The 19,374-nt window shown below is 71.2% G+C and carries 17 protein-coding genes; 1 reads left to right on the plus strand and 16 read right to left on the minus strand.

Annotation, left to right across the window (positions count from 1 at the left end; genetic code table 11):
* Positions 1 to 245: 245 nt before the first annotated feature.
* From ACZ4TV_RS25955 to rsmH, 16 genes are all read right to left on the minus strand, one after another.
* Complete coding sequence (locus ACZ4TV_RS25955) at positions 246 to 1,433, minus strand: DivIVA domain-containing protein (protein WP_468137287.1); 1,188 nt, start codon at positions 1,431 to 1,433, stop codon at positions 246 to 248.
* An 82-nt stretch (positions 1,434 to 1,515) separates the two neighbouring features.
* Positions 1,516 to 1,812, minus strand: a complete 297-nt coding sequence (locus ACZ4TV_RS25960) for a YggT family protein (RefSeq protein ID WP_468137288.1) — start codon at positions 1,810 to 1,812, stop codon at positions 1,516 to 1,518.
* A 60-nt stretch (positions 1,813 to 1,872) separates the two neighbouring features.
* A complete protein-coding gene (locus tag ACZ4TV_RS25965) occupies positions 1,873 to 2,481 on the minus strand; it encodes a cell division protein SepF (protein ID WP_468137290.1) in 609 nt (202 codons plus the stop codon).
* Positions 2,482 to 2,630: 149 nt separating this feature from the next.
* Entirely contained in the window at positions 2,631 to 3,350 is a 720-nt protein-coding gene (locus ACZ4TV_RS25970; protein ID WP_468137291.1) for a YggS family pyridoxal phosphate-dependent enzyme, read from the minus strand.
* Positions 3,351 to 3,353: 3 nt separating this feature from the next.
* Positions 3,354 to 4,064 (minus strand): peptidoglycan editing factor PgeF, encoded by a 711-nt coding sequence (gene pgeF, locus ACZ4TV_RS25975; RefSeq protein WP_468137347.1) that lies wholly within the window; start codon positions 4,062 to 4,064, stop codon positions 3,354 to 3,356.
* Between the two features lie 17 nt (positions 4,065 to 4,081).
* The gene (gene ftsZ / locus ACZ4TV_RS25980; RefSeq protein WP_468137292.1) at positions 4,082 to 5,290 is read right to left on the minus strand and encodes a cell division protein FtsZ; all 1,209 of its coding nucleotides are present in this window, start codon (positions 5,288 to 5,290) and stop codon (positions 4,082 to 4,084) included.
* Positions 5,291 to 5,569: 279 nt separating this feature from the next.
* Positions 5,570 to 6,415 (minus strand): cell division protein FtsQ/DivIB, encoded by an 846-nt coding sequence (locus ACZ4TV_RS25985; protein ID WP_468137293.1) that lies wholly within the window; start codon positions 6,413 to 6,415, stop codon positions 5,570 to 5,572.
* A gap of 31 nt (positions 6,416 to 6,446) precedes the next feature.
* Positions 6,447 to 7,541 carry an undecaprenyldiphospho-muramoylpentapeptide beta-N-acetylglucosaminyltransferase gene (murG, locus tag ACZ4TV_RS25990; RefSeq protein ID WP_468137294.1) on the minus strand — a complete coding sequence of 365 codons (1,095 nt, stop codon included), beginning with the start codon at positions 7,539 to 7,541 and terminating at the stop codon, positions 6,447 to 6,449.
* 6 nt (positions 7,542 to 7,547) lie between these two features.
* Complete coding sequence (gene ftsW, locus ACZ4TV_RS25995; protein ID WP_468137295.1) at positions 7,548 to 8,909, minus strand: putative lipid II flippase FtsW; 1,362 nt, start codon at positions 8,907 to 8,909, stop codon at positions 7,548 to 7,550.
* Between the two features lie 64 nt (positions 8,910 to 8,973).
* Entirely contained in the window at positions 8,974 to 10,542 is a 1,569-nt protein-coding gene (gene murD, locus ACZ4TV_RS26000) for a UDP-N-acetylmuramoyl-L-alanine--D-glutamate ligase (RefSeq protein WP_468137296.1), read from the minus strand.
* Positions 10,524 to 11,594 carry a phospho-N-acetylmuramoyl-pentapeptide-transferase gene (gene mraY / locus ACZ4TV_RS26005; protein ID WP_468137297.1) on the minus strand — a complete coding sequence of 357 codons (1,071 nt, stop codon included), beginning with the start codon at positions 11,592 to 11,594 and terminating at the stop codon, positions 10,524 to 10,526. Before mraY ends, murD begins: the two co-directional genes overlap by 19 nt.
* The gene (locus tag ACZ4TV_RS26010) at positions 11,591 to 13,021 is read right to left on the minus strand and encodes a UDP-N-acetylmuramoyl-tripeptide--D-alanyl-D-alanine ligase (protein ID WP_468137298.1); all 1,431 of its coding nucleotides are present in this window, start codon (positions 13,019 to 13,021) and stop codon (positions 11,591 to 11,593) included. Before ACZ4TV_RS26010 ends, mraY begins: the two co-directional genes overlap by 4 nt.
* On the minus strand, positions 13,018 to 14,712 hold the full coding sequence (locus tag ACZ4TV_RS26015) for a UDP-N-acetylmuramoyl-L-alanyl-D-glutamate--2,6-diaminopimelate ligase (RefSeq protein ID WP_468137299.1): 1,695 nt from the start codon (positions 14,710 to 14,712) through the stop codon (positions 13,018 to 13,020). The genes ACZ4TV_RS26010 and ACZ4TV_RS26015 overlap by 4 nt, the downstream gene beginning before the upstream one ends.
* A gap of 44 nt (positions 14,713 to 14,756) precedes the next feature.
* A complete protein-coding gene (locus ACZ4TV_RS26020) occupies positions 14,757 to 16,778 on the minus strand; it encodes a peptidoglycan D,D-transpeptidase FtsI family protein (RefSeq protein WP_468137301.1) in 2,022 nt (673 codons plus the stop codon).
* 240 nt (positions 16,779 to 17,018) lie between these two features.
* A complete protein-coding gene (gene ftsL, locus ACZ4TV_RS26025; RefSeq protein ID WP_468137303.1) occupies positions 17,019 to 17,543 on the minus strand; it encodes a cell division protein FtsL in 525 nt (174 codons plus the stop codon).
* Complete coding sequence (rsmH, locus tag ACZ4TV_RS26030) at positions 17,540 to 18,499, minus strand: 16S rRNA (cytosine(1402)-N(4))-methyltransferase RsmH (RefSeq protein WP_468137305.1); 960 nt, start codon at positions 18,497 to 18,499, stop codon at positions 17,540 to 17,542. Before rsmH ends, ftsL begins: the two co-directional genes overlap by 4 nt.
* Before the next feature lie 248 nt (positions 18,500 to 18,747).
* On the opposite strand from rsmH, the gene ACZ4TV_RS26035 reads away from it, so the two are divergent.
* On the plus strand, positions 18,748 to 19,362 hold the full coding sequence (locus ACZ4TV_RS26035; protein ID WP_468137306.1) for a beta-class carbonic anhydrase: 615 nt from the start codon (positions 18,748 to 18,750) through the stop codon (positions 19,360 to 19,362).
* Positions 19,363 to 19,374 lie beyond the last annotated feature (12 nt).

Here is a 19,374-nt window from a genome sequence, read left to right on the forward strand (position 1 = left end):
CCGTTCCCGCCTCAAACGCCAGCGCGGCTCACTACACGGCGCTCCGCGCCCGCGCCTCAAACGCCGGCGAGGCTGGAATTGCCGCGGCCAAATCCAGCCCCGCCGGCGTTTGAGGCGCGGGGGTCCGGGGGCAGCGCCCCCGGCGACGGCGCCGCACCCGGGTACGCGAACGGGCCGGGCCCGAGGTTCCGTAGAACCTCGGGCCCGGCCCGAAACGCGACTGCCGACAGGCGCGGCGGCGGCGCCTAGTTGTCGTCCTCGTCGATCAGAAAGCCCCGCATCGGCGACGGCGCCTGCATCGGCTGCGGCGCAGCAGGCCGCACCGGAGCCATCGGCTGGGTCATCGCCGGGGACATCTGCTGCTGACCGCCGTACGACGGGCCTCCGCCCATCGGGGAGGGACCGCCCATGGGGGACGGACCGCCCATCGAGGGACCGCCCATCGAGTGGCCCATCGCACCGGCCGGAGCCATCGAAGGCGACGGCGACGGCGGCAGCGCCGGACCGGCCGGGTTCCGCGGCGGGGCCAGGGAGTCGTCGGCCTGGGTCTCCAGCTGACGCAGCTGCGACTCCAGGTAGGACTTCAGGCGCGTACGGTACTCACGCTCGAAGCCCCGCAGGTCCTCGACCTTGCGCTCCAGCGTGGCGCGCGCGGACTCCAGGGAACCCATCGCGACGCGGTGCTTCTCCTGCGCGTCCCGCTCCAGCGCGTCGGCCTTGGCGCGGGCATCCCGCTCCAGACCCTCGGCACGCGACCGGGCCTCGCCGACGATCTTGTTGGCCTCGGAACGGGCCTCCGCGATCGCCTGGTCCGCGGTCTGCTGCGCCAGCGACAGGACGCGGGCGGCGCTGTCGCCACCGGGGCCCTGCTGCGGAAGCTGCGGCTGCTGCTGGTGCATCTGCTGCATGGGCTGCATCTGCTGGCCCATCGGCTGCATCTGCTGACCCATGGGCTGCATCTGCTGGCCGAGCGGGTTCTGGCCGCCCATCGACTGCTGCTGCTGGCCCATGGGCTGCTGGCCCATGCCCTGCGGTCCGCCCATGGGGTGCTGCTGCATGGGGCCGCCCATCGGGCCCGGACCCTGCGGTCCGTGTCCGCCGGGACCGGCCGGCAGCTGCGGCTGGCCGCCCGGGAGCTGGGGCGGGCCCATCTGCTGCTGCGGCGGGCCGGATATGGCCGCGGGCACGGGGGCGCCGGGGCCGCGCTGGTCCTGGGGTTCCGGCTTGCGCATGCCCTGCTGCTGCTGGTTCTGCGCGGCGGCACGCGTGGCGGCTGCCAGCTTGGCGCGCAGGTCCTCGTTCTCGCGCAGCAGGCGCGTCAGTTCGGACTCGACCTCGTCGAGGAAGGCATCGACCTCGTCCTCGTCATAGCCTTCTCGCAGGCGGACGGTCGTGAACTGCTTGTTCCGCACGTCCTCGGGAGTCAGCGGCATGTCTTCTTCACCTCTACGTAGTCGTCGGCAGTCGGCAAGACCGTATCGGGATCGTCCCCGCGTGCGCGGAGAAGTTCATCGTTCATACGCTTCTCGCAGCACCGCTGACGAGACTGATGAGGATGTAAACGATGATCATCAGAACGAAGAAGGACAGGTCGAGTGCCACGCCCCCGAGACGCAACGGCGGGATGAACCGCCGAAGAAGCTTGAGCGGTGGGTCGGTAAGAGTGTAGGTGGCCTCCAGAACGACCACCATCGCCTTGCCGGGTGCCCATGAACGTGCGAACTGGAACACGTAGTCCATGACCAGTCGGAAGATCAGCACGATGAGGAAGCACATCAGCGCGATGTAGACCACCTGTAGTGCGACGCCCATCCCGCGCTTCCCTCTCCCCGTTTTCCGCTCTGTTCCCGGTCCCGTATCTGACGGATCGGTCTAGCTTTGGTTGAAGAACCCGCCCTCCGCGATGCGGGCCTTGTCCTCCGCCGTGACATCGACGTTAGCAGGCGACAGCAGGAACACCTTCTGTGTCACGCGTTCAATGCTGCCGTGCAGACCGAACACGAGTCCGGCGGCGAAGTCCACGAGACGCTTCGCGTCCGTGTCGTCCATCTCCGTGAGATTCATGATCACCGGAGTGCCCTCACGGAAGTGTTCCCCGATGGTACGGGCCTCGTTGTAGGTCCGGGGGTGCAGCGTCGTGATGCGGTACGGCTCCCGCTCGGAGACGACCTTGGGCATGATCACGGGGGCGTTCTTCTCCAGGTTCGTGCGGTCAGGTGTGATGGATGCCACGGGGGCGATTCGCGCAGGACGTCCGTTTTCCACCGGAATTGGGATGGGTTCCCGCTGCGCCGGAGGCTGTACGGCTCGTACCGGTTCGTCCGATACGGGCGATTGGTGCACGGGCTGCTGTCGGCGACGATCCCGCTCCGGCTCCGGTTCCGGCTCGAACTCGTCATCGGGGTCGTACCCCGGGTTGTCGTACCGGTCGTCCTCCACGAGGCCGAGGTAGACCGCCATCTTGCGCATCGCGCCGGCCATTCTCCGAGTCCTCCGCTCTGTGGTGGATCGCCCTGTCGCAGGTGCCGCCGTGTCACGAATGTCACCAACTGCCCGCGATCCACGTGGTCTGCCCGCTGATCAGCGGGAATGACCATATTTTCTGCTGTGGTCCGACTTTCTTCGCGACGTTACCCGAGCCGGGGTCTCGCGCCGAGTACCGCAGTGCCGACGCGTACATGTGTCGCACCGGCCGCAACGGCCTGTTCCAGGTCCGCGCTCATCCCGGCCGACACCATCGTGGCAGCCGGATGGTCCGCGCGCAGGCGTGATGACAATTCCATCAACCGCTCGAAAGCGGCCCGTTCGCGTCCCGCGTACCGGCCGGACAGCGGCGCGACGGTCATCAGCCCGTCGATCCGCAGTCCCGGCGCCCCGGCGATGAGGTCCGCCAACTCCGCGAGCTGCTCCGGCGCAGCGCCGCCCCGGGCCCCGCGCTCCCCCGACTCGGCGTCGAGGGCGATCTGCACGAGGCAGCCGAGCTCCCGGCCGGCACTCACAGCGGCGGTCGAGAGGGCGGTCACGAGCCTGGGCCGGTCGACCGACTGCACCACATGCGCGTATCCCGCCACGGAACGGACTTTGTTCGTCTGCAACTGACCGACGAAGTGCCAGCTGAGCGGCAGATCCGCGCAGGCCGCGGCCTTGGGGGCGGCGTCCTGGTCACGATTCTCCGCAACATGACGGACACCCAGCTCCGCCAGCAGTCGTACGTCGCTCGCGGGATAGGTCTTGGTGACCACGATGAGCGTCACCTCTTCCCGCTCGCGTCCCGCCACCGCGCAGGCGGACGAGATACGTTCCTCCACCCGCGCCAGGTTCTCGGCGAGCTCCGACTTACGATCCGTCATTCCTCAGTCCAACCAGACATATCCGGCAAGCCGCCCGGTCACCCGGTCACGGCGGTACGAGAAGTGGTCCCGCGACTCCAGTGTGCAGACCGGGGAGCGGCGGCTGTTCACCACCCCCGCCTCCGCGAGCTGGGCGTGCACTCCGGCGACCACGTCGACGGCCGGTGTCCCCCAGCTGGTCTCGGCCCGGGCGGCGGGCACCACTTCGGCCACCGCGTCCCGCATCTCGGCGGGCACTTCGTAGCAGCGTCCGCAGACCGCGGGTCCGGTACGGGTGACGATCCGCCCGGGTTCGGCTCCGAGGGAGACCATCGCCTCCACGGCCGCGGGCACCACCCCGGCGACCAGTCCGGGCCGCCCGGCGTGGACGGCCCCCGCGACCCCGGCGACGGGGTCGGCGAGCAGGACCGGCGTGCAGTCCGCGGTGAGGACCGCGAGCGGCACTCCCCGGCGGGCGGTCACGACCGCGTCCACCGCGGGGATCTCCTCCCCCAGCGGCCAGGGTCCGTCGACCACGGCCACGTCCTTGCCGTGCACCTGGTTCATCCAGACCACCCGGCCCGGTTCGAGACCCAGTGACCGGGCCGCCCGTGCCCGGTTCGCGACAACGGCGGCCGGGTCGTCTCCGACCGCGCCGCCGAGGTTGAGCTCTTCGTACGGAACGGCGCTCACCCCGCCCCACCGGTCGGTGAAGGCGAAGTGGGCGCCGCCCACGTGATGCTGCTCCGGTGTCACTTCAAGAAGTCCGGGACATCCAGTTCCTCGGCCGGGCTGTCCTGGTACGGCCGGGCGGTGGGGACCTGCGGCGGTGCGGGGGCCTGGGCCTCGACCGGGGCCGCCTCGACGGGAGCCGGGGGGTCCTCGCGCGGGGTGACCGAGCCGAGTCCGCCGAAGGCCGGGCGGGCCGGCTCGGCGGCGCGGACCGGAGCCGGGGCCGGCTCCTCGCGCTTCGTGGACGCGGCGCCGATGACGTTGTCCCGGCGGGCCGGGGGCTGTCCGCCGTCGAAGCCGGCCGCGATGACGGTGACCCGTACCTCGTCGCCGAGCGCGTCGTCGATGACGGCACCGAAGATGATGTTCGCCTCGGGGTGCGCGGCCTCGCTCACCAGCTGCGCGGCCTCGTTGATCTCGAAGAGACCGAGGTCCGAGCCGCCGGAGATGGAGAGCAGCACGCCACGGGCGCCGTCGATGGACGCCTCCAGCAGCGGCGAGGAGATCGCCATCTCGGCCGCGGCCACCGCGCGGTCGTCGCCGCGGGCCGAGCCGATGCCCATCAGGGCGGAGCCGGCCTCGGACATCACGGACTTGACGTCGGCGAAGTCGAGGTTGATCAGACCCGGGGTGGTGATGAGGTCGGTGATGCCCTGGACGCCCGAGAGCAGGACCTGGTCGGCCGACTTGAAGGCGTCGAGCACGCTGACCTGGCGGTCCGAGATGGACAGCAGTCGGTCGTTGGGGATGACGATGAGGGTGTCGACCTCTTCGCGGAGCTCGGCGATGCCGTCCTCCGCCTGGTTCGCGCGGCGGCGGCCCTCGAAGGTGAACGGCCGGGTGACCACACCGATCGTCAGGGCGCCCAGCGAGCGCGCGATGTTGGCGACGACGGGTGCGCCGCCGGTGCCGGTGCCGCCGCCCTCACCGGCGGTGACGAAGACCATGTCGGCCCCCTTGAGGACCTCCTCGATCTCCTCGCGGTGGTCCTCTGCCGCCTTCCGGCCGACTGCCGGGTTGGCGCCGGCGCCGAGGCCGCGCGTCAGTTCACGGCCGACGTCGAGCTTGACGTCGGCGTCACTCATCAACAGCGCCTGGGCGTCCGTGTTGATGGCGATGAACTCGACGCCCTTGAGACCGACCTCGATCATTCGGTTGATGGCATTGACACCACCGCCGCCGACACCGATGACCTTGATGACTGCGAGGTAGTTCTGCGGTGCTGCCACGTCGAAGGCCTCTCGCCTCGAGTTACGTGTCGCCGCCTCGCGGGCCTGCGTTGCGACGACTGATGCCGAAATGGGGACGGTCCGAACGCGCCGACCCGAACCCTCACCCTGAAGTTTAGGGTTAGGGGTGTGTCTGTTCCTTGGACTCTTCCGAACAGGACACTAAGTCGACAAGTAGCGCGTGTTCAACGAACACGCCGAACCTCCCGTTTTTCTTTTCACCCTATGTGATCACCCGTATCGCTGGCCAACCAGGGTGCGCCGCTGTTCGACCGGACGTCAACTCCCGGACGCGGCAGGGGCGGTGGGAACGCTCACGTCGAAGTGACCGGCCTTCGGCGCGGCTTTCAGCAAAGCGGTCAGCGCTCGCCCCTTCGCCTCGCTCTGTTCGCCGCTCCCCCACGTCACGGACCGGCCCCGGGTCAGCTCCAGCACGACCGAATCGTAGGAACGCACCTTGACCTGCACGGTTTCCTTGGCGATCGGCTCCGGGAGGGCGCTCGCGACGCGTACGGCCTCGTGCAGCAGCCGTTCCCCGTCGAAGCGGCGGGCGCTCGGGGAGCGATCCGCGTTCAATTCGAGGACCGGAACGCCCGCGGGTGCTTTCGGAACCGTGTCGAATCGCACACCCGAAGCGTCCACTTCGACGAAGTTGGCGTCCTTTTTGATGAGCAGTACGGGTTTGCGTTCCGTCACCTTCAGCCCGATGCCGTGGGGCCAGGCCCGCACCACATCGACTGAACGGACGCGGGACAGCCGTCCGCGGACGCGGCTCTCGATCTCGTCCGTGTCGACGCTCACCAGCGGAGCGCCGACCGGGACGGCCGCGGCGGCGAGGACCTGCTCGGGGGTGAGCACCTGGGTGCCGGTGGCGGTGACCTTCTCGACGCGGAGCCAGGAAGAGCCGTAGAGCACCCAAGTGCCGCCCGCGAGGAGGAGCACCGCGGCGACCAGGGAGGCCAGTACGGGGCCCCGGCGCAGGTGCTTTCCGAGGCCCGGCGGGCCTGATCTCTTCGTGGACTCCGGGTCCTTGGGCGGCTTGGGAGCACCGGTGCCCTTGCGGGCAGAGCGGCCGGACCGATCAGAAAACGGTGTCCCGCGCTGTGCGGTCCTCGCTCCGGCCACTCCTGTGCCTCCTGCGTCTGTGCTTCCCGCCTCAGCGGGCTCTGTGGGCCGCGATCGCCTCGTACACCATGCCGACCAGGAGCTCGTCGGCATCCCGGCGGCCGAACTCACCGGCGGCGCGGGACATCTCGTACAGGCGGTGCGGGTCGGACAGCACCGGGAGGATCTGGCCGAGTACCCACTCGGGGGTCAGTTCCGCGTCGTCGACGAGCAGGCCGCCGCCGGCCTTGACCACCGGCTGGGCGTTGAGCCGCTGTTCGCCGTTGCCGATCGGCAGCGGGACGTAGGCGGCGGGGAGCCCGACGGCGGAGAGTTCGGCGACGGTCATCGCGCCCGCGCGGCACAGCATCATGTCGGCGGCGGCGTACGCGAGATCCATCCGGTCCACGTACGGTACCGGCACATACGGCGGCATCCCGGGCATGTTGTCGACACGCGGCAGTTCGTTCTTCGGCCCGACGGCGTGCAGGATCTGGATCCCGGAGCGCTGGAGGGCCGGAGCGACCTGCTGGATCGTCTCGTTGAGGCGGCGGGCGCCCTGTGAGCCGCCGGAGACCAGCAGCGTCGGCAGGTTGGGGTCCAGGCCGAAGGCGGCGCGCGCCTCCGGGCGGACGGCGGCCCGGTCGAGGGTGGAGATGGAGCGGCGCAGCGGGATGCCCACGTAGCGGGCGCCGCGCAGCTTGCTGTCGGGGGTGGAGACCGCGACGGCGTGCGCGTACCGGGAGCCGATCTTGTTGGCCAGTCCGGGCCGGGCGTTGGCCTCGTGGACGATGATCGGCACCCCGAGCCGCTTGGCCGCGAGGTAGCCGGGCAGGGCCACGTAGCCGCCGAAGCCGACGACGCAGTCGGCCTTGGTGCGCAGGAGGATCTCCTCCGCGGCCTTGATGGTGCCGCGCAGCCGCCCGGGGACGGTGATCAGTTCCGGGGTGGGCTTGCGGGGCAGCGGCACGGCGGGGATCAGCCCGAGCTCGTAGCCGCGTTCCGGCACCAGGCGGGTCTCCAGTCCGCGCTCCGTGCCGAGGGCGGTGATGCCCACTGAAGGGTCCTGCCTGCGCAGGGCGTCCGCGAGGGCGAGCGCCGGCTCGATGTGGCCGGCGGTCCCCCCACCGGCGAGTACGACATGCACCGAAATTCACCGCTCTCCGGACGGACGCTTCTTGACGCGCCGTCTCATCGACTTCCATCTCACCCCGGTCCGCCACCAGCCGGTCTTCGGCTGTCGCATCGCGAGGGCCGCGCGCGCGGCCGGCTCCTCACGCGCGAAGGCGATGAGCAGTCCGATCGCGAACATGGTCGGCAGCAGGGCGGACCCTCCGTAGGAGAACAGCGGGAGCGGGACTCCGGCGATCGGCAGCAGGCCGAGCACCGCACCGATGTTGATCACGGCCTGGGCCGTGATCCAGGTGGTCACGCCTCCCGCGGCAAACCGTACGAAGGAATCCTCCGTGCGTCCGGCCACGCGGATACCCGCATAGCCTAGAGCCGCGAACAGGGCGAGCACCGACAGCGTCCCCGCGAGACCCAGTTCCTCCCCGGTGATGGCGAAGATGAAGTCGGTGTGGGCTTCGGGTAGTTGCCCCCATTTTTCCACACTTGCACCCAGACCGGAACCGAACCATCCGCCCGAGGCGAGGGCGTAGATCCCGTGGACGGCCTGCCAGCAAAGGTCGTTCTTGCCCGGTTCTGTCGCGCCGAGGCACTCCAGCCGGTCCATCCGGTGCGGACTGGTCTTGATGAGCAGGGCGATGATCGCACCCGTGAAGGCCAGCACCCCGACGAACAGCCGGGTCGGAGCCCCCGCCAGCCAGAGCAGACCGAACAGGATGGCGCCGAGGATCATCGCGGTGCCCATGTCCCCGCCCAGCATGATCAGCCCGAGCAGCAGGAAGGCCACCGGGACCAGCGGCACCAGCAGGTGCTTCCACTGGCTCAGCAGCCCCTTGTCGCCCTTGCGCGCCAGCAGGTCGGCGCCCCACAGGATCAGCGCCAGTTTGCCGAACTCACTGGGCTGCAACATGAACGGACCGCCGAGGGAGATCCAGTTCTGGTTGCCGTTGATCGCGACCCCTATCCCGGGGACCTGGACCAGGACCATCAGGAAGAGCGTGCCGGCGAGCACCGGATAGGACAGCGCCCGGTGCAGTTTGACGGGCATCCGGGAGGCGACCAGCAGCAGGCCGGCGCCGATGAGGGCGGCCAGGAACTGCTTCTTGAAGAAGTAGGCGTCGCCCAGGCCGAGCTGGAGGGCCTTGATCATGGAGGCCGAGTACACCATCACCAGGCCGAGCACGGTGATGAGCAGCGAACTGCCGAAAATCAGGTAATAGGCGGTGAGTGGGCGGTCCCAGGCCTTGCGCAACTGCTGCTGCGTACGCCGCAGCCGGGCCAGCGGCCCGCGCCGGGCGGGCCGCTTCCCACTCACCACAGGGCGTTTGCGGCCCTGCGCCTTCACGGCGGACGGTCGCCGCCCCGACAGCATCTGCTTGGCCGGCATCTGTGATCTTCCCCTCCACTCGTACGAGGCGAGCAGCCGGCCGGAGGGAACCTGTCCCGGAGCCCTAGGCCTGGGCCGTGTCCGCAGTGTCCTCGGCCGCCAGTTGGCGCACCGCTTCGGCGAATGCGTCCCCACGCTTGTTGTAGTTCGCGAACATGTCCATCGAGGCGCAGGCGGGTGCCAGCAGGACCGTGTCGCCGGGCTCGGCGAGCGCGGCCGCTTCGCGGACCGCTGCGAGCATCGCCCCAGTGTCGGTCCGGTCGAGGTCGACGACCGGGACCTCGGGGGCGTGTCGCGCCAGCGCCTCGGCGATCAGCGCCCGGTCGGCGCCGATCAGCACCGCGCCGCGCAGCCGCTTCGCCGACTTCCGCACGAGTTCGTCGAAGGTCGCGCCCTTGGCGAGGCCGCCGGCGATCCAGACGACCGTCTCGAAGGCGGCCAGGGAGGCCTCCGCGGCGTGCGTGTTGGTGGCCTTGGAGTCGTCGATGTAGACGACCTCGGCGACCTCGTCCACGTACGCGACCCGGTGGGCGTCCGGGCGGAAGTCGCGCAGCCCGTCGCGAACGGCCCGCGCCTCCACGCCGAAGGCGCGGGCCAGGGCGGCCGCGGCGAGCGCGTTGGCGATGTTGTGCGGGGCCGGCGGGTTGACGTCCTCGACGTGCGCGAGCTCCTGCGCGTTCTTCTGCCGGTTCTCCACGAAGGCCCGGTCGACGAGGATGCCGTCGACGACGCCGAGCATGGAGGGGCCGGGGGCGCCGAGGGTGAAGCCGATCGCCCGGCAGCCCTCCTCGACGTCGGCGTTCTCGACCAGCTTCTCGGTGGCCGGGTCGGCCACGTTGTAGACGCAGGCCACCGTGTTGCCCTCGTAGATCCGGCCCTTGTCGGCGGCGTACGCCTCCATCGAGCCGTGCCAGTCGAGGTGGTCCGGGGCCAGGTTGAGCACGGCCGCCGAGTGGACGCGCAGCGAGGGCGCCCAGTGCAGCTGGTAGCTGGAGAGTTCGACGGCGAGCACGTCGTACTCCTGCTCGCCGAGCACCACGTCGATGATGGGGGTCCCGATGTTGCCGACGGCCGCGGTCCGCAGGCCTGCGGCCTTGAGGATCGACGCCAGCATCTGCGTGGTGGTGGTCTTCCCGTTGGTCCCGGTGACGGCCAGCCATGGCGCGGGGGCCGCGCTCCCGACGTCCTGCGCTCCGGCCGCGGCCGCGCGGCGGCGTGCGCCGAGCTCGCGCAGCCTCCAGGCGATCTCCACGTCTCCGACGACATCCACGCCGGCCGCGGCGGCAGCCGCGAACAGCGGGCTGTCGGGCTTCCAGCCCGGGGAGGTGACGACCAGCTCCGTGCCCTCGGGCAGGACGTCGCCCGCGCGGGCGCCGCCGGCCAGGTGGCCGAGGCGGACCTCGATGCCCTGCTCCGCGAGCTCGGCGGCCTTCGCCCGGTGCGCGTCGCCGTCGGCGTTGTCGACGACGGTCACCACGGCGCCGAGCCCGGCCAGGGCGCGCGCGGCGCTGATGCCGCTCACGCCGAGCCCGGCGACCGTGATCCGGGCCGGGAGGCCGTACCGCGCCGGCTCGGGGGCGGAGCCGGGCTCCGCGGACACAGTCGGGTCGTCGCTCACTTGTCGGCTGCCCATCCCGCGTAGAAGAGACCGAGACCCACGATCACGCACATGCCCTGGATGATCCAGAAGCGGACCACCACAAGGACTTCGGACCACCCCTTGAGTTCGAAGTGGTGCTGCAGCGGGGCCATCCGGAAGACGCGCTTCCCGGTCAGCTTGAAGGAGCCGACCTGGATGACGACCGACATGGTGATGAGGACGAAGAGGCCGCCGAGCAGGGCGATCAGGAACTCCGTGCGGGAGCAGATCGCGAGACCGGCGAGCGCGCCGCCGAGGGCCAGCGAACCGGTGTCACCCATGAAGATCTTGGCGGGCGAGGTGTTCCACCACAGGAAGCCGAAGCAGGCGCCCATCAGGGCGGAGGCGACCACGGCGAGGTCGAGCGGGTCGCGCACCTCGAAACAGGCGTTCGGGCTGGGCAGGGTCTGCGCGTTGACGCAGGACTCCTGGAACTGCCAGACGCCGATGAAGGTGTAGGCGCCGAAGACCATCACGGCTGCGCCGGTCGCCAGACCGTCCAGACCGTCGGTCAGGTTCACGCCGTTGGACATCGCCAGGATCATGAACAGGGCCCAGACGACGAACAGCACCGGGCCGATCGACCAGCCGAAGTCCGTCACGAACGACAGCTTGGTGGAGGCCGGGGTGAGCCCGCGCGAGTCCTCGAACTGGAGCGCGAGCACCGCGAAGGCGATGCCGACGATCAGCTGGCCCGACATCTTCGCCTTGGCCCGCAGACCCAGCGAGCGCCGCTTGACGATCTTGATGTAGTCGTCCAGGTAGCCGACCACACCCATGCCCGCCATCAGGAAGAGCACGAGCAGGCCCGAGAAGCTCGGTTCGCTGCCGGTGATGACCTTGGTGAGGGCGTACGCGATGAGCGTGGCCAGGATGAAGGAGATGCCGCCCATGGTGGGCGTGCCCTTCTTCCCGGCGTGGCCGCGGGGGCCGTCGTCGCGGATGAACTGGCCGTAGCCCTTGCGGGCCAGAAGCTTGATCAGCAGCGGAGTACCGATGAGCGTCAGGAACAGGCCGATGACGCCGGCGAACAGGATCTGCCTCATCGGCCGGCGACCTCGCCCTCGACAGTGCCGTCGAGCAGGGCCTGGGCCACCCGCTCGAGACCGGCCGACCTGGAAGCCTTCACCAGCACGACGTCACCCGGGCGCAGTTCACTGCGCAACAGGTCGACCGCCGCCTGCGCGTCGGACACGTGCACCGACTCCTCACCCCACGAACCCTCGTTATATGCGCCCAGTTGCAGCCAGGATGCTTCCCTGCCCCCGACTGCGACGAGCTTGCTCACGTTGAGCCGGACGACAAGTCGCCCGACCGCGTCGTGCTCGGCGAGAGCCTCGTCTCCGAGCTCGGCCATCGGGCCGAGCACCGCCCACGTGCGTCCCCCGTTCGCCCGGCAGGCACCGCCCATCGCGGCGAGCGCGCGCAGTGCGGCCCGCATGGACTCGGGATTCGCGTTGTAGGCGTCGTTGACGATCGTCACACCGTCCGCCCGCTCGGTGACCTCCATCCGCCACCGGGACAGCGTGCCCGCTCCGGAGAGCGCGGAGGCGATCTCCGGGGCGGACATGCCCAGTACATGGGCGACGGCGGCCGCGGCGAGCGCGTTCGACACGTGGTGCTCACCGTACAGCCGCAAGGTCACGTCACTGCACCCGGTGGGTGTGTGCAGTGTGAAGGAAGCCTGTCCCCTGTCCGTCATCCGGACGTCCGTGGCCCGGATTTCGGCGTCCTCGGCCTCACCGAACAGGACCGTACGGGCCTTTGTGCGCGCGGCCATGGCGCGAACCAGCTGGTCGTCCGCGTTGAGGACGGCGACACCGCCTTCCGCCGCGGCCGGCAGGGCCTCGACCATCTCCCCCTTGGCCCGCGCGATCTGCTCGCGACCGCCGAACTCGCCGATGTGGGCGGTGCCGACGTTGAGGACCAGGCCGATCCGCGGCGGCGTCAGTCCGGTGAGGTAGCGGATGTGGCCGATGCCGCGGGCGCCCATCTCCAGGACCAGGTGCCTGGTTTCCTCGGTGGCCTTCAGGGCGGTGAGCGGCAGGCCGATCTCGTTGTTGAGGGAGCCCGGCGTCCACACGGTGGGCGCGTGGGTCTGGAGCACCTGCGCGATGAGGTCCTTGGTGGAGGTCTTGCCGGCCGAGCCGGTCAGGGCCACCACGTCGGTGCCGAGACGCCCGACGACGGCCCGCGCGAGGGCGCCGAGCGCCTTCTCCACGTCGGGGACGACGATGGCGGGTACGCCGACCGGCCGGGCCGCGAGGACGGCCGCGGCTCCGGCGGCGACGGCGCGCCCGGCGTAGTCGTGGCCGTCGACGTGCTCGCCGGCGAAGGCGGCGAACAGGCTGCCTGCCTCCACCTGCCGGGAGTCGATGACGACGGGACCGCTGATCCGCACGGACGGATCCGGTATGTCGTGGGGCCGCCCGCCGGTGATGTCGGCGATCTCGGCGAGGGAGAGGGCGATCACTGGTTCACCTCGGCCTGTCGGGCATTGCTCTGCTGTGTCTCGATGGCCGCACGGAGCACCTCGCGGTCGTCGAAGGGGCGCACGACTCCGGCGGTCTCCTGGCCCTGCTCGTGGCCCTTGCCCGCCACCAGCACGGTGTCACCGGGCCGGGCGCGCGCGACGGCGGCGGCGATGGCCGCGGCCCGGTCCGCGTCGACGAGGACGGCGCCCCGCTCGGCGGGCGGTACGGACACGGCGCCTTCGAACATCGCGGCGAGGATCGCGAGGGGGTCCTCAGAGCGCGGGTTGTCGGAGGTCAGGACGGCCACGTCGGCGAACCGGGCGGCGGCGGCGCCCATCGGGGCGCGCTTGGTGGTGTCACGGTCGCCGCCGCAGCCGAGCACGATGTGCAGCTTGCCCTCGGTGACCTCGCGCAGCGCGCGCAGGACCGATTCCACGGCGTCCGTCTTGTGCGCGTAGTCGACGACGGCGAGGTACGGCTGTCCCGCGTCCACCCGCTCCAGCCGGCCGGGGACCCCGGGGACCGCGGCGACGCCGTGGGCGGCGGTCTGCGGGTCGAGGCCGGCGGCGGCCAGGGTGACGATCGCGGCGACGGTGTTGGCGACGTTGAACGGGCCGGGCAGCGGCGCGACGGCCCGTACGCGCTGTCCTTCGGGGCCCAGCAGGGTCAGGGTGGAGCTCGCCGGTCCGAGGTCCACGTCCTCGGCGCGCCAGTCGGCGGCCGGATCGCCCGCGGCGGAGAAGGTGACGACCGGGATCGTGGCCTCCTTGGCCAGCCGGCGGCCGTATTCGTCGTCGAGGTTGACCACGCCCAGGCGGGCGCGGCGGGGGGTGAACAGCCCCGCCTTGGCCTGGAAGTAGTCGTCCATGTCGGAGTGGAACTCCATGTGCTCCGGGCTCAGGTTGTTGAAGACGGCGACGTCGAAGACGCAGCCGTCGACACGGCCGAGCACCAGTGCGTGGCTGGAGACCTCCATGGCCACGGCCTCGACCCCGCGTTCGCGCATGACCGCGAAGAGGGCCTGGAGGTCGGTGGCCTCGGGGGTGGTCCGCTCGGACTTGATGCGCTCGTCGCCGATGCGCATCTCGACGGTGCCGACCAGTCCGGTGCTGCGTCCGGCCCCGCGCAGGCCGCCTTCGACGAGGTACGCCGTGGTGGTCTTGCCGGAGGTGCCGGTGATGCCGATCTGGAGCAGGTCCTCGCCGGGGCGGCCGTAGATCGTGGCCGCGAGCTCGCCCATCCGGCCCCGCGGGTCGGCGACGGTCAGGACCGGCAGGCCGGTCGCCGCGGCGCGCTCCGCCCCCGCGGGGTCGGTCAGCACGGCGGCGGCGCCGAGGCCGGCCGCCTGGGCGGCGAAGTCGGCGCCGTGCGTCCTGGCTCCGGGCAGGGCCGCGTACAGGTCTCCGGGACGCACCGCACGGGAGTCGTGCGTGATCCCGGTGATCTGCGCCGCGCCTGGCGCCGGGATGCCCAGCAGGGTGGCCAGCTCGCCCAGCGGGCTCGGGCGGGCGGACACGGGCCGGGGCGCTCCCGGCGGCGCTGCCGGGGCGTCTTCCTGGGTGGTTCTGGGCTGATCAGCGTGGGGCACGGCGGTGAGCGTACCGGGCGCGGCGGGCCGCCCGCGAAGTGAGGGCCCGGCCCCGGCGTCGGTGGCCGACTGGTTCCCGGGTTCCGGGGTGATCGTTGTCACTGATGGTGCCTCACGCTCTTCTTGCGGGCCGACCGGGCTGTGGGTCACTGACCGGGCTGCGGACTGGGCTGCGGGGAGGGCTGCCGGGCAGGCTGCGGGCCGGGTTCGTAGGTGACCGGAAGCCCGGCGGGGGCGGTTCCGGTGGGGGCGACCTGGAGGGTCTTGAGGGCGAACTCCATGACCTTCTTGTAGATCGGGCCGCAGATCTGGCCGCCGAAGTAGCTGCCCTTAGTGGGGTTCTGGATGGCGCAGTAGACGGTGATGCGCGGGTTGTCGGCGGGGGCGAACCCGGCGAAGGACGCGGTGTAGCCCTTGTAGCGGCCGGTGGCCGGATCCACCCGGTTGGAGGTGCCGGTCTTGCCGCCGACCCGGTAGCCGGGGATGCGGGCCTTGGTGCCGGTGCCCTCCTGGTCGTCGACCACGGATTCGAGCATCTGGGCGAGGGTCTTGGCGGTCTCCTCGCTGACCACGCGGTTCTGCGCGGGGGCCGGGGCCGGGGTGAAGCGGCCGTCGGGGCCCTTGGTGCCGCGGACGAGGGTCGGCTCGATCCTGACCCCGCCGTTGGCGATGGTCGAGTACACGGAGGCCGCCTGCATGGCGTTGAGGGACAGTCCCTGGCCGAAAGGGATCGTGTACTGCTGGGAGGTGGACCAGTCCTCGGGCTCGGCGAGGATGCCGCGGGACTCGCCCGGGTAGTTCAGGCCGGTGGGCCGGCCGATGCCGAACTTGGTCAGGTAGGAGTGCAGGACCTTGTTCGCCTCGGCCTGGGTGGGCCCGAGCTGGCCGGTGGCCAGGATGGTGCCGATGTTGGAGGACTTGGCGAGGACCCCGTTGAGGGTCAGGTACCAGGTCGGGTGGTCGATGTCGTCCTTGAACAGCCGGTCGCCGCGGTGCAGCCGGTTGGGCACCTCGACACGGGTGTCGGGGGTGGCCTTCTTCTCCTCCAGCACCGCGGCCATCGACATCACCTTGGCGGTGGAGCCGGGCTCGTACACGTCCTGGAGCGCGGCATTGCCCATGGCGGTGGAGCGGGCCCGGGTCAGGTCGTTGGGGTCGAAGCCGGGGGCGTTGGCCATGGCCAGTACCTCGCCGGTGCGGGTGTCCTGGACGATGACGTAGCCGCGGTCGGCCTCGGACTTCTGGACCTGCTCGGCGATGGCGCTCTGCGCCGCCCACTGGATGTCCCGGTCGATGGTCAGCTCGATGTCGTCGCCGGGGACGGCGGGCTTCTCGCTGGAGCCGGCGGTGGGGACCTTGCGGCCGCCGGACTGGGCGTAGGTGATCTCGCCGTCCTTGCCGGACAGCTTCTTGTCGAGGGAGGACTCCAGGCCGCCGCCGCCCTTGCCCTCGGCGTTGACGTAACCCAGTATCCCGGCGGCCAGGTCGCCGCCCGGGTACACGCGCTTGCTGCTGTCCTCCTTGAACACGCCGGCGAGGACGTTGGCGCCGGGGCCGTTGTTCCTCTTGTCGGCCGCCGCCTTGTCCGCGAAGACCCGCTGGAGGTCCTTGATCTGGTTCCAGACCTGGGGGGTCTGGCGCTTGGCGAGGACCACGTACCGGCTGTTCTTGGTCTTCAGGCGGTCGGCGAGGTCCTTGGCGTCCTTGCCGAGGATGGGCGCGAGGAGGGCGGCGGCCTGCTCCGGGGCGTCGGGGGCCTTGCTGTCCTGCGGGGTGAACATCTTCGGGTCGGCGGTGATGTCGTACGCGTCGACGCTGGTGGCGAGGGCCACGCCCTTGCGGTCGGTGATCTCACCGCGTTCGGCGGCCAGCCGGACGCTGGTGTAGCGGTTCTTGGAGGCCTCGGCGGAGACGGCCGAGGCGTCGACGGCCTGTACCTGGAGCAGGCGGACGACGAAGACGAGCATCACGAGGGTCAGGCCGACGCTGACCAGGCGCAGCCGGGGCCGGGGGCTGCCGAGCCGGATCGTGTGGGGCGGGCGGGGCCCGGCCGGGCGCCGGGTCGCGGGGCGCGAGGCCGGGCGGGCGGTGGCCCGGGCCCGGTCACCCGGCCGGGGCGGCCTGGCCGGGCCGGGCACCCGCCGCCGGGGCGGTTCCTGCGGGCTCATGCGGCCACCGCCCGCGGCGTGCTGGTGCGGCTGCCGGGGTGCTGGGCCGCGGGCCCGCCGGTGCGGCGCCGCCGCGCGAGCGCCCCCGGGCTCCGCCCGGGCTTCCCGGGGCTCCGCCCCAGACCCCGCGCCTCGAACGCCGGCGAGGCTGGATCTTTTGAGGCGCGGGTCCGGGCAGCGCCCGGCGAACGGAGGAAGGGCGGGGTGGGGAAAGGCCCCGCAGGGGTCCGCGTCACGACGTCACCTTCCAGGAGGCTGGTTGGGCTGCGGTGTCGGGCTCGGCGCGGCCGAGGAACCGGAGGGAGCGGGCTGGCCCGGCGGGGCCGACGCCGGCGGGGCGGCCGGGGCAGCCGGTGTCGGCGACGGCGAGGCCTCGGCCGCCACGGCGGTGCCGGTGACCTTGCCGTCCGGGCCGATGAAGACCGGGCTGCCGCCCGGGACCAGGCCCAGCTCCTGCGCCCGCCGCTGGAGCGCGTCGGGGGCCGAGTAGGCGTCCACGTCGCGCTGCAGCGCCTGCTCCTCGTCCGTGAGGGCGGTGGTCTCCCTCTTCAGCTTGGTCAGCTGGAAGGAGCCCTCGTTCAGCGCCGAGTTCAGCAACAGCAGGCTGATCAGCCCGCCGCCGAGCAGCGCCACGACCAGCAGGACGAACGGCATCCGCGCCGCCTGCCCACCGGGACGAGGGCGGACCGGGCGGCCGCCGAGCGCCCGGCCGAGGCGGGCCGCCTGCCCGCGGGTCAGCGTGGCGACCTTCCCGGCCTTGGTCACAGCCGCGCCTCCCGGATGCGTTCGACCCCGCGGAACCTCGCCGGGGCGGCCCGCCGGTTCTCGGCGATCTCCTCCTCGGTCGGCAGTTCCGCACCGCGCGTCAGCAGCTTCAGCTTCGGCTGGTACTTCTCCGGGACCACCGGCAGCCCGGGCGGGGCCGTGGAGGCGGCGCCCGCCGCGAAGACCTGCTTGACCAGGCGGTCCTCCAGCGAGTGGTACGAGAGCACCGCGATCCGGCCGCCGACCGCGATCCGGTCCACCGCCGCCGGAATGGCCTTCTCCAGCCCCGCGAGCTCGGCGTTGACCTCGATCCGCAGCGCCTGGAAGGTCCGCTTCGCCGGGTTGCCGCCGGTCCGCTTGGCGGCCTGCGGCAGGGAGTCGCGGATCAGCTCGACCAGTCGGGCGCTGTTGGTGAAGGGCTCCTTCTCCCGCTCCCGGACGATCGCGGACACGATCCGCTTGGCCTGCTTCTCCTCGCCGTACTGGCGCAGGATCCGGACGAGCTCGCCCGGCGCGTAGGTGTTCAGGACCTCGGCGGCGCTGATGCCCGTCGTCTGGTCCATCCGCATGTCCAGCGGCGCGTCCTGCGCGTACGCGAAACCGCGGTCGGCCTCGTCCAGCTGCATGGAGGAGACGCCCAGGTCGAAGAGGATGCCCTGGACGGTCGGGATGCCGAGCTTGTCCAGTACCTCGGCGAGGTCGGCGTAGATCGCGTGGACGAGGGTGACCCGGTCGCCGAAGGGCGCGAGCCGCTCGCCGGAGAGCCGCAGGGCGTCCTTGTCGCGGTCGAGGCCGATCAGGCGCACGTCGGGGAACCGGGTCAGCAGGGCCTCGCTGTGGCCGCCGAGGCCGAGGGTGCAGTCGACGACGACGGCCCCCGGCCTCTCCAGCGCCGGGGCCAACAGGTCCAGGCACCGCTGGAGCATCACCGGGACATGTCGGGACTCGCTAGTCAAAGCGCCCTCTCAGATAACGGCGCGGCAGGCATACGCCGCGCCGCGCACGCGGAGTGTTACCAAGGGGCCGGGCGGCCGGTCAGGGCCGGGCTCCGGCCGGTTCGCGTCACTTTAGTGCAACGGTCGCCGCGGTCAACGAACCGCCCCGCGCGCCGTGCGCGGCTCTCGGAACGAAGCGGCAAAAGCCGTGAACCACCCGGACGGCCGCCTCATGCGCACTCCTGTGGGTTAGCTCACAACAAGCCCCGTTGACGTTCTTTGTCCGCCCTCACGCAAGGCCTTTACCTGCCGTGACCACTAACGTCGTATGCATGACGACTTCCGCATCCCTGCCTGCCGATTCCGTACCCGAGGCATCCGTCGGCGGATCCGTCACCGACCGACTGGTCGAGGCGAATCAGCGCTACGCCGCGAAATTCACCGATCCCGGCATGGACGCCCGCCCCGTCCTGCGGGTGGCCGTCGTCGCCTGCATGGACGCCCGCCTCGACCTGCACGCCGCCCTCGGCCTGGAGCTCGGCGACTGTCACACGATCCGCAACGCGGGCGGCGTGGTCACCGACGACACCATCCGCTCCCTCACCATCAGCCAGCGGGCCCTCGGCACCCGCACGGTGATACTCATCCACCACACCGGCTGCGGTCTCGAAAGCCTGACCGAGGACTTCCGGCACGAGCTGGAGGACGAGGTCGGCCAGCGTCCCGCATGGGCCGTCGAGGCCTTCCGGGACGTGGACCAGGACGTCCGCCAGTCCATGCAGCGGGTTCGCACGAACCCCTTCCTTCCCTACAAAGACGATGTGCGAGGCTTCGTCTTCGATGTGCACACCGGGCTCCTGCGGGAGATCGATCCCAGCTCTTGAGTGACACGAGGC

Source organism: Streptomyces sp. NPDC028910, assembly GCF_055564955.1.

Excerpts from the sequence above, each read along its gene's own strand:
- ACZ4TV_RS25955 (WP_468137287.1), bottom strand. The coding sequence starts at position 1,433 with ATGCCGCTGACTCCCGAGGACGTGCGGAACAAGCAGTTCACGACCGTC.
- ACZ4TV_RS25960 (WP_468137288.1), bottom strand. The coding sequence starts at position 1,812 with ATGGGCGTCGCACTACAGGTGGTCTACATCGCGCTGATGTGCTTCCTC.
- ACZ4TV_RS25965 (WP_468137290.1), bottom strand. The coding sequence starts at position 2,481 with ATGGCCGGCGCGATGCGCAAGATGGCGGTCTACCTCGGCCTCGTGGAG.
- ACZ4TV_RS25970 (WP_468137291.1), bottom strand. The coding sequence starts at position 3,350 with ATGACGGATCGTAAGTCGGAGCTCGCCGAGAACCTGGCGCGGGTGGAG.
- ftsW (WP_468137295.1), bottom strand. The coding sequence starts at position 8,909 with ATGCCGGCCAAGCAGATGCTGTCGGGGCGGCGACCGTCCGCCGTGAAG.
- murD (WP_468137296.1), bottom strand. The coding sequence starts at position 10,542 with ATGGGCAGCCGACAAGTGAGCGACGACCCGACTGTGTCCGCGGAGCCC.
- mraY (WP_468137297.1), bottom strand. The coding sequence starts at position 11,594 with ATGAGGCAGATCCTGTTCGCCGGCGTCATCGGCCTGTTCCTGACGCTC.
- ACZ4TV_RS26020 (WP_468137301.1), bottom strand. The coding sequence starts at position 16,778 with ATGAGCCCGCAGGAACCGCCCCGGCGGCGGGTGCCCGGCCCGGCCAGG.